Origin of the sequence: Massilia sp. ST3, assembly GCF_018119405.1 — a bacterium.
GTDB lineage: Bacteria > Pseudomonadota > Gammaproteobacteria > Burkholderiales > Burkholderiaceae_D > Telluria.
In genome coordinates this window covers 1-13372 of the sequence record NZ_JAGPWC010000101.1, presented here as the reverse complement: position 1 = coordinate 13372, position 13372 = coordinate 1, and the positions used below count along the sequence as shown (strand labels likewise).

11 protein-coding genes are annotated in these 13372 nt (G+C 66.7%); 4 read left to right on the top strand and 7 right to left on the bottom strand.

Annotated features, from left to right (window positions below):
- Positions 1 to 181: 181 nt before the first annotated feature.
- The 4 genes from KBW98_RS22330 to KBW98_RS22315 all read left to right on the top strand — a co-directional run bounded on the left by KBW98_RS22330 (position 182) and on the right by KBW98_RS22315 (position 5027).
- The gene (locus KBW98_RS22330; protein WP_211522372.1) at positions 182 to 1879 is read left to right on the top strand and encodes an AMP-binding protein; all 1698 of its coding nucleotides are present in this window, start codon (positions 182 to 184) and stop codon (positions 1877 to 1879) included.
- A gap of 112 nt (positions 1880 to 1991) precedes the next feature.
- The gene (locus KBW98_RS22325; protein WP_211522371.1) at positions 1992 to 2492 is read left to right on the top strand and encodes an SET domain-containing protein; all 501 of its coding nucleotides are present in this window, start codon (positions 1992 to 1994) and stop codon (positions 2490 to 2492) included.
- Between the two features lie 13 nt (positions 2493 to 2505).
- Positions 2506 to 3693 (top strand): nicotinate phosphoribosyltransferase, encoded by a 1188-nt coding sequence (gene pncB, locus KBW98_RS22320; protein ID WP_211522370.1) that lies wholly within the window; start codon positions 2506 to 2508, stop codon positions 3691 to 3693.
- A 173-nt stretch (positions 3694 to 3866) separates the two neighbouring features.
- Positions 3867 to 5027, top strand: a complete 1161-nt coding sequence (locus KBW98_RS22315) for a DUF2235 domain-containing protein (RefSeq protein ID WP_211522369.1) — start codon at positions 3867 to 3869, stop codon at positions 5025 to 5027.
- Between the two features lie 55 nt (positions 5028 to 5082).
- On the opposite strand, the gene KBW98_RS22310 is transcribed toward KBW98_RS22315, so the two are convergent.
- The 7 genes from KBW98_RS22310 to KBW98_RS22280 form a co-directional block, all read right to left on the bottom strand.
- Positions 5083 to 6594, bottom strand: a complete 1512-nt coding sequence (locus KBW98_RS22310; RefSeq protein ID WP_211522368.1) for a hypothetical protein — start codon at positions 6592 to 6594, stop codon at positions 5083 to 5085.
- A gap of 138 nt (positions 6595 to 6732) precedes the next feature.
- Positions 6733 to 7902 carry an L-dopachrome tautomerase-related protein gene (locus tag KBW98_RS22305; protein WP_211522367.1) on the bottom strand — a complete coding sequence of 390 codons (1170 nt, stop codon included), beginning with the start codon at positions 7900 to 7902 and terminating at the stop codon, positions 6733 to 6735.
- On the bottom strand, positions 7895 to 9064 hold the full coding sequence (locus KBW98_RS22300) for a DNA topoisomerase IB (RefSeq protein WP_211522366.1): 1170 nt from the start codon (positions 9062 to 9064) through the stop codon (positions 7895 to 7897). The genes KBW98_RS22305 and KBW98_RS22300 overlap by 8 nt, the downstream gene beginning before the upstream one ends.
- Before the next feature lie 131 nt (positions 9065 to 9195).
- Positions 9196 to 10830, bottom strand: a complete 1635-nt coding sequence (locus KBW98_RS22295; RefSeq protein WP_211522365.1) for a Na+/H+ antiporter — start codon at positions 10828 to 10830, stop codon at positions 9196 to 9198.
- Between the two features lie 6 nt (positions 10831 to 10836).
- Positions 10837 to 11811 (bottom strand): sensor domain-containing diguanylate cyclase, encoded by a 975-nt coding sequence (locus tag KBW98_RS22290; RefSeq protein WP_211522364.1) that lies wholly within the window; start codon positions 11809 to 11811, stop codon positions 10837 to 10839.
- A 98-nt stretch (positions 11812 to 11909) separates the two neighbouring features.
- A complete protein-coding gene (locus KBW98_RS22285; RefSeq protein WP_211522363.1) occupies positions 11910 to 12746 on the bottom strand; it encodes a PEP-CTERM sorting domain-containing protein in 837 nt (278 codons plus the stop codon).
- Positions 12747 to 12991: 245 nt separating this feature from the next.
- The coding region (locus tag KBW98_RS22280) for a response regulator (RefSeq protein ID WP_211522362.1) at positions 12992 to 13372 on the bottom strand (381 nt) is incomplete at its 5' end.

Genomic DNA, 13372 nt, shown 5'->3' with positions numbered 1-13372 from the left:
GCCCCCCCCCCCCCCCCCCCCCCCCCCCCCCCCCCCCCCCCCCCCGGCGGGGGGGGGGGCGCCCCCCCCCCCCCCCCCCCCCTACGGTTCGCACACAGGGCGAAACAATGGCAAAATGGTCAAGACGGGGCAGCCCGCGGGCATGCCCTGCCGTTCACCGTGACAGCGACCAGGAGACACCATGACGCCAACCCAGCGCTTCCTGCAGGCGCGCGACTTCCTCCAGCAGCACCGCAGCGACTACGCGACCGCCTACGGGGGCTACCAGCGGCCCCAGCTCGACACCTTCAACTGGGCGCTCGACTTCTTCGACCACCAGGCCCGGGACAACCAGACGCCGGCGCTGTGGGTAGTCGAGGAGGACGGCAGCGAGCGGAAGATCTCCTTCGCCGACATGGCCGCGCGCTCGAACCAGGTGGCCGAGTACCTGCGACTGTGCGGCGTGCGGCGCGGCGACCGGGTGCTCTTGATGCTGCCTAACCGGGTCGAGCTGTGGGAAATCATGCTGGCCGGGATCAAGCTCGGCGCGGTGCTGGTGCCGACCACCATGCTGGTCTCGGGCGCCGACCTGGCCGACCGCCTGGAGCGCGGCCGGGTCAGCCATGTGATCGCTCAGGCGTCCGAAGCCCACAAGTTCGAGGGCCTGGAGGGCAACTACACCCGCATTGCGGTCGGCGGCGCCCTGGAAGGCTGGCGCGACTTCGACGACAGCCGCACCGTGCTGTCCGTGTTCACGCCCGAAGGCGAAACGCGTGCCCTTGACCCGCTGCTGCTGTATTTCACTTCCGGCACCACGGCCAAGCCCAAGCTGGTGCTGCACAGCCACCAGAGCTATCCGGTCGGCCACCTGTCCACCATGTACTGGATCGGCCTGCAGCAGGGCGACGTGCACTGGAACATTTCCTCACCGGGCTGGGCCAAGCATGCCTGGAGCTGCTTCTTCGCGCCCTGGAATGCGGGCGCCACTGTGTTCATCTACAACTACGAGCGCTTCTCGGCGAAAGCCGCGCTGGACACCATCGTGCGCTGCGGCGTGACCTCGCTGTGCGCCCCGCCGACCGTGTGGCGGATGATGATCAAGGAAGACCTGGCCGCCTGGCGCCCACCGCTGCGCGAGCTGGTCGGCGCCGGCGAGCCGCTCAACCCGGAAGTCATCGAGCAGGTCGAGCGCGCCTGGGGCATCCGCATCCGCGACGGCTTCGGGCAGTCCGAGACCACCTGCCAGATCGGGAATTCCCCTGGCCAGCCGATCAAGCCGGGTTCGATGGGGCGGCCGCTGCCGGGCTACCAGGTGGCCCTGCTCGACATCGACGACCAGCCCGCCGAGGAGGGCGAGATCTCGGTGCGCCTGGACGCGGCGCCGATCGGCCTGATGCTGTGCTACGAGGGCGACGAGGCCAAGACGGCGGACGTGATGCGGGCCGGCTACTACCACACGGGCGACACGGCCAGTGTCGATGCCGATGGCTACTACTTCTACGTGGGCCGCAACGACGACGTGTTCAAGTCTTCCGACTACCGCATCAGCCCCTTCGAGCTGGAGAGCGTGCTGATCGAGCACGAGAGCGTGCTGGAGGCGGCCATCGTGCCCAGTCCCGATCCGCTGCGCCTGTCGGTCCCCAAGGCCTTCGTCACCCTGCGCCAGGGCGTGGCCCCGAGCCGGGAGGTGGCGGCCTCGCTGTTCGCGTTCACGCGTGAGCGCCTGGCGCCGTACAAGCGCATCCGCCGCATCGAATTCCGCGAGCTGCCCAAGACCATCTCGGGCAAGATCCGGCGCGTCGAGCTGCGCAAGGAGGAGGCCGGCCGCGGCGCCGGACAGGACCAGGCGCAGCCGCAAGGCGCCGAGTACCGCGAAGAAGACTTCGGCAACGGAGCCTGATTGACACGGCGTGTGGTACGCGCGGGGCGATTGGCATCATAATGCTGTCATCATTTTGACAACTTCCACAGCGGCGCCCGCGGGCGCCGCGACTTCCACCGGCAGCCCATCGATGACCACCACGAAGCGCAGCACCAAGGCCGATCCAGTCTATGAAGTCCGCAAGTCTCCCGTCCACGGCAACGGCGTGTTCGCCCTCAAGCCGATCGCCGCGGGCGAACGCATCATCGAGTACCGCGGCCAGCGCATCAGCTGGGACGAGGCGACCGAGCGCGCCGCGCAGGCGGGCGGACCGGTCAACCACACCTTCTATTTCAGCCTGGCCGACGGCCGCGTGATCGACGGCGGCCGGCGCGGCAACGACGCGCGCTGGATCAACCATGCCTGCACGCCCAACTGCGAAGCGTTCGAGGACGAGGGCAAGGTCTACATCCACGCCATGCGCGACATCGAAGCGGGCGAGGAATTGAACTACAACTACGCGCTGATCTACGACGAGCCGCACACGGCCAAGCTCAAGAAGCTGTTCGCCTGCCGCTGCGGCACGCCGGGCTGCACCGGGACCATGCTGGCGCCCAAGCGCCGCAGCCGCGGCAAGTCCACCAGCGCCTGACCGGAGCCCGTCCATGCCCGTGGTACGCAGCCTGCTCGAGACCGACCTGTACAAATTCACGATGTGGCAGGCGCTGCTGCATAGTCATCCCGGTGCGCATGGCGAGTACGAATTCCGCTGCCGGAACGAACCTGCCTATCCGCTGGCGGAGCTCAAGGACGAAGTCGAGCGCGAGCTCGATCACCTGTGCTCCAAGATGTTCCTGGAAGAAGAGGTCGAGTACCTGCGTTCGCTGCGCTTCATCAAGAGCGACTTCGCCGATTTCCTGACCCTGTTCCGCTTCCAGCGCAAGTTCATCACCGTCGAGACCGACGGCCCCCACCTGCGCATCCGCGCGGCCGGGCCGATCGTGCACGTGATGGGCTTCGAGATCTTCGTGCTCTACATCGTCAACGAACTGTATTTCCGGCGCTTCGACCGCGAGGTGGCGCTGGCCGAAGCGCGCCTGCGGCTGCAGCAGAAGATCGACGAATTCCGCGCCTTCGGCCAGGAGGCGCCGCGCGCCAATCCCTTCGAGTTCTTCGACTTCGGCGTGCGCCGTCGCTTTTCGGGAGAGTGGCACGACGAAGTGGTCGCGACCCTGGCGCGCGAGCTGCCGCAGTACTTCAAGGGCACCTCGAACGTCTACCTGGCGCGCAAGTACAACCTGGTGCCGATCGGGACCATGGCCCACGAATACCTGCAGGCCCACCAGGCCTTCGGCGTGCGCCTGCGCGACTTCCAGAAGATGGCGCTGGAAGACTGGGTGCAGGAATACCGGGGCGACCTGGGCACGGCCCTGACCGACGTGGTCGGCATGGATGCCTTCCTCGCCGACTTCGACCTGTATTTCGCCAAGCTGTTCGACGGCCTGCGCCACGACTCGGGCGACCCGGTGGCCTGGGGCGAGAAAGCGCTGGCCCACTACGCCAGGCTGCGCATCGACGCCCGCACCAAGCGCCTGGTGTTCTCGGACGCGCTGACGGTGCCCAAGGCCCTCAGCCTGTACCGCCATTTCGCCGACCGCGTGATGACGGGCTTCGGCATCGGCACCAAGCTCACCAACGACACGCCTTACCCGGCGATCAACATCGTCATGAAGCTGGTGCGCTGCAACGGCCAGGCGGTGGCCAAGCTGTCCGACGAGCCGGGCAAGTCGCAGTGCACCGATGCCACCTTCATCGCCTATTTGCGGCAGGTCTTCGATCATCCGGGGGCGTGATGCGCGCCTGCGAGAGGGCCGAAAAATAGTCGTTCAGGCGAGATCAACCCTGCTATATTAATCGGGCTGCATCATGAAATTGCTTCCTTGCCGACCTGGACGAAGGAGTAACCAGCATGCGCCCGTGGCATCCGCTTTCCACCTTTCGCTCGGTAAGAAGAGCTTGCTCCTGCTTGCTCATCGCGGCCTGGCTTTCCGGCTGCGCGGTGCCAGGGCCTGAGATCACTTCACCGACGGTTTCTGAAAAACCATTTAACGGCGATGGAGCCCAGAAAAAGAGCATCTTTGTCTTCCTGGATGGCACGCGCAACGATCCTCGTTCCGGCACCAATGTGCGCAAGCTGTTCGAAGCGGTGGTTCAGGCGAACGATCCTCAGACCACGGCAATGTATATCGAAGGGGTAGGGAGCGCCGAGACGCCCATCCTCGGCGCGGTGCTGGGATTCGGCATGGAGCCGCGCATCCTTCGGGGCTACGATTTCATCGCGCAGTCCTACAAGCCAAATGACGACGTCTATATTTTCGGCTTCAGCCGCGGCGCCCACCAGGCCCGTGCACTGGCAGGGCTGATCGCCTACGCGGGTGTCCCGCCCAGGTCGGACAAGGACTCTTCAGCCAGGCGCAAACTCGCCAACGCGATTTTGGAAAACGTCAAACGCAAGAACGACGACGCCTATAAGGAAAAATGGGCGGCGTGGCAAAGCGGGGCCCTGCCGTTTGCCAGCGAAGAAATATTCTCCGAATATAAGGTACGTACGCTGCCCGTGGAGATCAAATTCCTTGGACTATGGGACACCGTCCCCGGGTCTTACTTCAAGGAGTTCGGTGTGTGCAAGGAACAGAGCGACGGCAGGGACGGCGACCGGTATAAATCGGATTCGTATCCGTCTATCCAGAACATCTTCCACGCCGTAGCGCTGGACGAGAAACGCAGCAAGTTCAAGCCGATCCTGTTGTGCCCTCCGCTAAAAGGCGACGGAAAAACCCTGGTTGAACGCTGGTTCCCAGGAGCGCACGCGGATGTCGGCGGCGGTTATGAGGATTCCCAGGCCTTGCCCGGCATATCGCTGCGCTGGATGATGGAGGCCCTTGCGCAAAGCTATGCCGTACCCCTGCCGCACCCCCAGGTCGCGGACGATCCGCTCGGCCTGGCCCATTGGTCCATCGGGGACCGGCCGGCCAACGCGGGAAGCGATTGCGAGGACCGGATCCCGCCCGCCAACGCCACCATCGACCCCAGCGTCAAGGCAAGGAGCGCCGCGGGGCAGGCGCAGATACGCATCCAGGGTGCAGTTGCGCTCAAGCCCTATCCCATGTCCTGCCCAGGGAAATAAGGCCTTGCCATTGGCCGGTGGACCGGGCCGGCGGACAGGCCGATCCAGGGGACGATCACCTGTTCGCGAGGCCGGCCGTTCGACCGGCCGGTTCCACCCGCCAGTCCGTATCCGCATACAGCTGGCGGACGAATTCGAGGAAGCGCCACTTTTCGATGGCGGAGTGGTTGGGAATGATCGACGCGTCCGTCCGGATATTCCACACTAGCGAGTTCGCATCGCGGTTATGGTTGGGGTCTGAGGATTCGAGCAAGGAAAGCTGGACGCCTCCGCAGAAGTCGCGCACCCAGGGCGTCAGCAAGCCATCGCTCCCTGTGTAGCGTTCAAAGAACCGGCGCGAATTGTCGATTTCGATGCGCTTGTTCTCCAGCACCTGGTCCTTGTCCTTGCTGCTCAACGGGCCCGGGGGCTGCCATCCTTCGCAACGGTCTTTCTCGAGCCGGGTCAGGCGATGGGTGTGGTACATCCCGAAATTGCCATGCGTACGCGTCATTGCCTTGGCCTGTTCCACGGAGGTTGTCGGCCGCTGGAAGATGCTGTTCATGAGACGGCCGACCGGGAAGAAGGTACGCGTCGCCGTATCGCCCGAGGTCGAGATCGTCACGAGCAGCGGCGGCTGCGCCACCTTGCTCTTGTAGTTGATCGCTGCCCGGTGGACCGGCTGGTAGCGCACCGCTTCAAACGCGGGATTGATCAGGACAATCATCTCCGCCGGCCGGCGGTTCTCGATCTTGCTGGTTTCGTTGGTGTGCGCCGTGGCGGATTCTTCGCCCCCTGGAGCCGCTTTTTCGTTCAAGTCCTTCTCGGCGTTCAGGGCGGCGATGATCTGGGCCGACATCGCGGAATACAGGATCCATGCGCCGAAACTGTGACCGATCATCAGGGTGCGAACGCGGCAGCCTCCGGTGGTGAGGGTGCCTTCCTTCGGCGGGACGCAGTCGGGGCTGTGATGCACGGTGTTGTAATGCTGTTGTACCGAACGCAGGCGGGCGAACAGTTCCTGGACGGCGCCGTGGGAAACGCGCAGCGCGGTATTCTTGCGCGACCAGAAACTGAATGGCTCGATGCCGGGGAACATCCATGAACGTCCCCGCCATCCTATGTAAATGCCGATGACCTTCCGGTTGGCCTTCTTGCTGTCGGAGGAATGCTGCAAGGTCCGTACCGAGGACAGGACGTTCCTGAATTGCTGGACGTCCTCGTCGTCGCCCTTGGCCGAATGCTGCCATCCATGCACATAGAGGACGATGTTCACGTACTCGCCGTTGCTGAGCAATTTTTCCAGACGTTTCATCAAGTGATCCGTTTGGGTTTCGCTTCGCGTATCGGACCGGGCCGTGTTGTTCGCAGGCAGGGCCGCCGCCCATCCCTGATCGTCGAACTCCACGAAATGCAGCTCGTAGCCCTTGCCCGATTCCGGCGTCACCTTGGCACATTGTGGAAGCGCGGCAGCCGACTCGGATGGGCAAAATACCTTCCCGGCTTCCACCAGTTCAGTTCGATACGGCGCCGTGCTCGCGCACCCAAGCAGCATTCCAGCAATGGCACACAATGCCAGTCTCTTCATAGCCGTTGTCATGACTTCCCCCCTTGATGACGCACTCAACGCATTGCAGCTCCCGATTTTCGAAATGAACGAGGCCCGCGATGCGCGCGCGGGCGCAGCACCGTCAGCCAGGATTGCGGTAATTATTAGAACGATAGTCTATGCCGCCGCATGCGCCAGGGGTAGCGAATTGCGTACGGCTGTCTCGGGAAAGTCACTGAAGCATGGCCGAATCGGGCTCCTCCCGAAGCGACAAGCTGGTCCGTCGCCGTCCGGGGCCAGTCGCCACAGTTCGGTCGGCAGCGCCGCCGGCGCATCCGGCTTGAAGAAGGCCGAGTCCTGGATGTGCGAGGTGGTCACATAGATGGCGCCGTCCGGCCCTTGCGTGAACGTATCGGGCCAGCGCAGGCGTTCGTCCTGCACCAGGATGCGCGGCTGGCCGCCCGGCCCCTCGTCGAGGTCGCGCAGCTTGACGGCGTTGTCTTCGACGGCCGACAGCAGCATCTTGTTGGTCCCGCGGGGGATCAGGAGGCCGTCCGACACCCCGTTACGGCCGAATTCTTCGACCTTGCCGCCCACGTCCTTGCCCTCGACACCTTCGCCAACCAGCGCCGCGGCCGGGATGCGGTACAGGGTGTCGCCCTTGATCGCCTGCCAGTACAGCCATTCGCCATCATCGGACAGCGCGATGCCGTCGGCCGAGAATTCGACCCCGCGTCCATCCGGACGGCGCAGTGCCTTGCCGTCGGCCTTGACGTTCAGCCCCTTCTTCATTTGCGTCGACGGATGGCCGTCGAGCAGGCGCACCGTCTTGCCGCTGGCGAGTTCGACCACCAGGATCGCGCCGACCACACCCGAATCGGTGATGAAGGCGTGCTTGCCGTCCTTCGAGAAGCGCACGTCGTTCAGGTAGGAGCCTTGCGGCGCGGCGTCCTCGCCGAAAGCGATCGTCTGCGCCACCTTGTCGCTGGCCAGGTCGATGCGCACCAGCTTGGCGCCGCCCGCGACCAGCTGGGCCTGGGCCGGCGCCGCCGGGTCCAGCACCCACAGGCTGCCGCGGCCATCCGCGACCACGCTCTGCACGCACACCCAGTGCTCCTCCGGCGTGAGCTCATCCTTGCGCGCATTGCGCCAGGCGTTCCACTGTCCGTCGGGGTAGGGCCGCAGGGTGCCGTCCTTGTTCAGCTCGGCCACCGAGACGGCGCTGTCCTCGGTCCAGCGCGGGAAGTTGACGAAGATGCGGCCGTCTTCCGAGACCGAGACGCCGGTGACCTGGTGGTCGAAACGGGCGACCTGTTGGAGCGTCCACGGCTGGCGGGTGTCAGGCATGCTGTTCCTTTCGTGATGGGCTGTTCCGGCTGCGCCTGGCAGCGGGCTTGGCGGGTGGCCTGGATGCGGCAAGTTCCTGCTCGTGGCGCAGGCGCTGCTGGAGCATGGCGACCACCGCCGCTTCCTCCGGCTGCAGGGCGTGCAAGTCCTCGGTCAGTTCCTGCTCGGTACGCTCGCGCAGGACCTCGAGCACCGTGCCTTCGAGATAGGCGTCGAGCACGGCCGGATGGACATAGCACTTGCGGCAGATCGAGGGCGTATTGCCGAGCTTCTCGGCCACCGATTCGATGGCGCGCACGATGTTCTTCTTGGCCTGGGCCTCGGAATCGAACTTCTCGAATTCCTGCAGGGCCAGCGCCGCCAGCACCGTGCCCGACCAGGTGCGGAAATCCTTGGCGGTGTAGTCCTCGCCGGTGATGGTGCGCAGGTAGTCGTTGACGTCGCTGGAATCGATGCTGTGGGTTTCGCCTTGCTCGTCCACGTACTGGAACAATTCCTGGCCCGGCAGGTCGCGGGCGCGCGCGATGATGCGGGCGAGGCGCCGGTCCTGGACCTTGACCTTGTGGTAGACCCCGCTCTTGCCGCGGAAGCGGAACTCGACTTCGCTGCCGTCCACCTTCACGTGGCGGTTGCGCAGGGTGGTCAGGCCGAAGGATTTATTGGTGCGGGCATATTCCTCGTTTCCCACCCGCATCATGGTCGCTTCCAGCAGGTAGATGATGGTGGCCAGCACCTTTTCGCGCGGCAATCCGGGCAGGCCGAGGGCGCGGTCGACTTCGGCGCGGATGGCCGGCAGGGCCTGGCCGAACTTGAGCATGCGTTCGTACTTCACCTCGTCGCGCGTGGCGCGCCACTTGGGGTGGTAGCGGTATTGCTTGCGGCCCTTGGCGTCGCGGCCCGTGGCCTGCAGGTGGCCATTGGCCTGCGGACAGATCCAGACCTCGGTCCAGGCCGGCGGGATTGCCAGCGACTTGATGCGGCCCAGGGTGGTCTCGTCGTCGACCGGCTCGCCCTTGGCGTCGAGGTAGCGGAAACCGTCGCCGGCGGGCTCGCGCCGGATGCCGGGCTTGTCGTCGTGCACGTAGCGCAGGCCGGCGGCGCGCGCGGCGGCGGGCGGGTCGGCAAGCGTGGTGGCGATGTCGCCGGGAGAATCGCTCAGCATGGCAGGGTCCGGTTCTTGGGTGGAATCGAGCCGATGCTACGCCTGCCCATTCGCACGGACCGTTCGCGAAGTAACTTACCAGGCATCACGGACGCCCGCCCAGCCCGACTGCGCCGGCCGCTCGGCGGCGCTCAGCGGTACCGCGCCTCGATCAGGTCGATCTCGCGCACCATCCTGCGCGCCGTCTCGTCGGACAGTTCGCCATGGCGCGCCATGCGCTGGAGCACGCTGCGTTCGGCCTCGAGCGCCGCCAGCCGGTACAAGCGCTCGGCCTGCTCGGCTTCGCGGATGCGGCCCACCTGGCCGTCGCCCGGCTGGCTGCCGCCCAGGCGGTGGCGGTACATGCTGCGCACGTGGTCGGCCGCGCTGGCGTGCAGGTCGGCGTCCTCGATGTCCCTGGGCCGGTCCTGGCTGGCCTCGTCGATGGCCGCCAGCGCCGCCAGCGCCGCCGCCAGGCGCGCCCGGTCTTCCTCGGCCTGCTCGCCATCCTCCGCCGGCACTTCGAGCCCGCGAAGCACGCGCGGCAGGCCGATGCTGGCCGCCACCAGGGACACCACGATCACCGTGCTGGCCAGGAAGATGACCAGGTCGCGCCCCGGGAACGGCGCACCGCCCGGCAGGGCCAGCGGCAAGGTCAGGACACCGGCCAGGGTGATCGCTCCGCGTACCCCGGCCAGCGAGGTGGCCAGCACCAGGCGCGGATTCGGCCGGTAGACCTTGCGGCCCTGGCGGCGCGCGACCAGCACGGTCAGGCGCAGCGAGACGTAGACCCACAGGTAGCGCAGCAGCAGCAGGCCCAGGCTGACCAGGAGCGCATGGCTGGCCAGCCACCACAGGCTGCGCGGCACCGCCACGTCCGGTCCCTGCAGGGCGGCGTGCACGATGTCCGGCAGCTGCTCTCCCAGGAGCACGAACATCACGCCGTTGAGGGCGAACTGCACCGTGTCCCAGACCACGGCGCGCCGCACCCGGGTGGTGGCCAGGGCGCGTCCGCGCAGCTCCACGTAGCTCATCGTGACGCCGGCCGCGACCGCGGCCAGGATGCCCGAAGCTTGCAGGTGCTCGGCCGCCAGCCAGGCGCCGAAGGGCAGCAGCAGGTTGAGCAGGATGGCGGCGCCGGCGTCCTCGCCGAAGCGCTTGGCCGCCAGGCGCTGGGCGCCCGCCACCACCAGGGTCAGGAGTACGCCGACCGCGATGCCGGCCAGCGCCACCCAGACGAAGGTGAGTGCGGCGCCGCCCGGCGAAAAATGCCCGGTCAGCGCGGCGGCCACGGCGAAGCGGAAGCACACCAGGCCGCTGGCGTCGTTGAGCAGGGACTCGCCCTCCAGGATGTGCATCAGGCGTGGCGGGATCGGCACCCGCGCCGCGATCGAGGACACCGCCACCGGGTCGGTCGGCGCCAGGATCGCCGCCAGCGCGAAGGACACGGGCAGCGGCAGGGCGGGAATCAGCCAGTGGATCAGGAAGCCTGCGCCGATCACGGTGAACAGCACCAGGCCCAGTGCGAGCTCGAGGATCGCGCCCTTGTCGCGGAACAGGCCGACCTTGGGAATGCGCCAGCCGTCCAGGAACAGCAGCGGCGGCAGGAACAGCAGGAAGAAAATGTGGGGCTCGAGGCGTACGCCGTGGCCGGTGGTGCCGGCGATCAGGGCGCCGAGGGCGATCTGGACCAGCGGCAGCGGCAGGGCCACGGGCAGCATGCGCACCAGGTAGCCGCTGACGACCACCGCCAGCAGCATCGCCAGGACGACCCCGACTTCATCCATGCCGGCTCAAGCCTCCGCGCCGCACACCCGGTCGCGTCCTTCGGACTTGGCCTGGTACAGGCGGCGGTCGATGCGGTCCAGGAACACGGCGGCGTCGTCGTGGACGCCCGGCACGATGCTGCCCACGCCCATGCTGACCGTGACGCTGCGCCCGGCGCCCGAGCGCGCATGCGGGATGGCCTCGCGCGCCAGCAGGCGCCGGCAGCGCTCCGCCACGCCGTGCGCCACGTCCTCGCCGGTGGCCGGCAGCAGCAGCACGAATTCCTCGCCGCCCAGGCGGGCGCACAGGTCGCGCGCGCGCGAGGCGCCCTGGTCCAGCACCTGGGCCACGCGCCGCAGGCATTCGTCGCCCTGCACGTGGCCGTAATGGTCGTTGTACTGCTTGAAGTAGTCGATGTCGACCACCACCAGCGACAGCGGCTCGCCCAGCGCGCGCGCCTTGGCCCATTCGACCGGGTACAGGGTGTCGAACATGCGGCGGTTGGCCACGCCGGTCAGGCTGTCGCGGTAGGACAGGGTCTCGAGCTCGCGCTGCAGCTGCAGGATCTTGTCCTCCGCCTGCTTGCGCTCGGTGATGTCGAACATGAAGCCGACCAGGGCCTCGACCGAGCCGTCGGGGCGGCGCACCACGTGCACCACGTCGCGGATCCAGACCCAGTCGCCGTCGCGCGTCAGGGCGCGGTAGTCGGCCTCGTGGTCCACGCCCTGCTGCGACTGGGCGACGCAGAAGTCGACCGTCTTCTGGCGGTCTTCCTCGTGGATGCGCGCGGCCCAGTCCTCGACCGAGATCCAGCTCTGCGGCGTCCAGCCGAGCAGCGCCTCGATCTGCGGGCCGATATAGGTGAAGCGCATGCTGGCCCAGTCGATCCGCCAGGGGATGGCCCTGGTCGATTCCAGCAGGGTGCGGTAGACGTTCGGGTCGCTGCCGGCAGGGGCGGCGCAGGACAGGAGAGCGGCGGAAGGGTCGTGGCTGGCGGTCATGATGTCGGGGATGGACGGCCGGCGCGCGGGTGCGCCGGCCGGGCCATTCTACACGCACACGGCAGCGCCGCCCGGCTGCCTTGCGCGGATGGGAAAGCTCAGGCGCGGCGGCGGCGCAGGGCGGCGCCCATGCCCAGCAGCGCCAGGCCGGTCAGGGACAGCGCGCCCGGTTCCGGCAGGGCGTAGGCCTGGCCCGGATCGTCGACGCGCGCGCCCAGGATGTTGGTGCCGCCGTTCCAGCGGCGGTTGTAGTTGTAGCTGTTCTTGAAGCGCAGGTCGCGCGTGCCCTCGGCGCTGTGGAAGTAGTTCGAGTTCAGCTGGTAGCTCCACAGGCCCGGGGTCGACATGTCGACCGAGGCGTAGGAGTCGGCCTGGCCCGAGAAGCCGTTGCTGCTCGGGACCGTATTGCCGACGATGGTGTTCAGCTTGTTGCCGGTGTCCATGCCGGTGTCGAAGAACAGGCGCGCCAGGAAGGTGCCTTCGGTATAGCCCTTGGCGCAGCTGTAGCCGCAGCGCACGCCGGCGGCGCCGGTCGACAGCGAGGTCTTGGTCATGCTCGACAGGTCGCGCCAGTACAGGTCCATGTAGCCCTTGGTGGCCGGGAAGGGATTGGTGGGCGAGGCGGCGCCGCGCTCGATCCCGTAGAACATGCCGGTCACCTGGCCGCCGCTCAGGCCATTGGTGAAGAAGATATCGCCGGTCGGGTCGATCTGGTCGTGCGGACGGCTCACGCTGCCCTCTTCGATGGTCGACATGATGAAGACGCCCCAGTTGATCTCCTTCTTGTCGCTCCAGGTGCTGGCGCCGTTGACGGCGATCTGCTCCTGCCCGCTGAACTTCAGGTAGACCGGACCCGGCGGGAGCAGGGTGGCCGGCGCCGCGAAGGCATTGGCGCTGGCAAGAGCGGTGGCGGCGAGGACGAGGCGGAGGTTCATAAAAATCCTGACAAGGTGTGGGGTCGATGGCTTACCTATATGCAATCGCCGTGCCAGCAGGGTGTGTATTGACGCAGGTCCTTAATTGTGAACAAGATTTTCTATTTCATTCGTGCAATTGAAATTAACATCCCAGAAACTCCGGAAAAGTGGGTGTAAGAATTTCCGACAAGCTATATTTCTGGAATGGTCGCGCTGTGACGCGAAGCTGCGCGCCGTGGATACTGCGGCGAAGATGGAAAGGATCAGGCCTGCTCGGCGCGCGCCGCGATGCCGGCCAGCAGGTCGCTGAGCTCGACGGTGTTCACCGGCTTGACCATGTAGTGGTCGAACCCGGCCTGGCGGGCGGCGTCGCGGTCCTGCTGGCGGCCGTAGCCGGTGGCCGCGACCAGGGTCGAGGCAGTGGTCTGGGGCAGGCGCCGCAGGCGGCGCGCCAGCTCGTTGCCGTCCATGTCGGGCAGGCCGATGTCCAGCAGGCAGACCTGGGGCGAGAACACCTTGGCCACTTCCAGGGCGTCGGTGGCGGAATAGGCGATCTCGACCTCGTGCCCGGCCGCGCCCAGGAACAGGTTGAGGGTGTGGGCGGCGTCGAGGTTGTCGTCCACCACCAGCACGCGCAGGGCGCC